Genomic DNA, 1,001 nt, shown 5'->3' with positions numbered 1-1,001 from the left:
CCGTTGCCGTCGAGCTGGTTCGCGCCGGTCCAGGTGCCGTTCGTGTTGCGCTGGTTCTCGTAGACGTTGCCGGATACCAGCGTCTGCAGGTGGAGAGTTCCGTCCGTCAGCGCCTCGGCCGCCATCGCGGTGACGTGACCGTTGCCGTCCAACAGCGCCGCACCCGTCCAACTGCCGTCAGGGTTGCGCTGGTTCTCGTACACGTTGCCGCCGGTCACGGTCTGGACGTGCATCGTCCCGTCGGCCATCCCCGTGGCCGCCAGAGCCGTGATGGAACCACTGCCGTCCACCAGACCCGCACCCGACCAGGAGCCATCACGGCTGCGCTGGTTGTCGTACACCTTCCCACCGGCCAGCGTCAGCACATGAAACGTGCCGTCCGCCAGCGCAGCGGTCGCCGTCTGCGAGACCGTCCCATTACCGTCGATCATGCTGGCACCGGTCCACGTGCCATCCGTGTTCCGCTGGTTGTCCCACACATTGCCCGCCACCACCGTGTCCAGCCGCATCGGGAACGGGTCCGCCTTGTCAGCGCCCAGTCCGTACTTGGGGCCGCAGTACGGCCAGGCGGATTGCCCCTGGGCGGCCAGCACCTTCTGCGCGATGATGATCTGTTGCGCCTTGGTGGCCTGGTTGGCGTAGGGCGCATACCTCTGCCCGCCGTACGCGTTCCAAGTAGAGGCGGCGAATTGGAGGCCACCGTAGTAGTTGCCGGTGTTGATGCTCCAGTTACCGCCGCTCTCGCACTGGGCGACCTTGTCCCAAGTACTGAGAGATGCTGCTTCCGCCGTCCCCGTCGAGGTGTTCGACCAGATGCCCAGGGCGGCCGCGAGCGCCAGCGGAAGGGCAAAGCGACGCTTTCGGAAAAACGTTGACACGATGGACACTCCGCTGATGGTCGGGATCACTTGAGGAAGCCGGCGGCGGAGATGGCGGTGATGTTTCCGTTGCCGTCGAGCTGGTTCGCGCCGGTCCAGGTGCCGTTCGTGTTGCGCTGGTTC

General features: G+C 65.8%; 1 protein-coding gene. It reads right to left on the bottom strand.

Features of this window, described 5'->3' with window-relative positions; genetic code table 11:
* On the bottom strand, positions 1-887 hold an 887-nt coding region (locus tag ACGF12_RS38755), incomplete at its 3' end, for a transglycosylase family protein (protein WP_393041422.1).
* Positions 888-1,001: the final 114 nt, after the last annotated feature.

Origin of the sequence: Kitasatospora sp. NPDC048296 (assembly GCF_043201815.1) — a bacterium.
Taxonomy (GTDB): Bacteria; Actinomycetota; Actinomycetes; order Streptomycetales; family Streptomycetaceae; genus Kitasatospora.
Note: the sequence above shows the minus strand (reverse complement) of the source record. Positions and strands in the feature narration are given on the sequence as shown.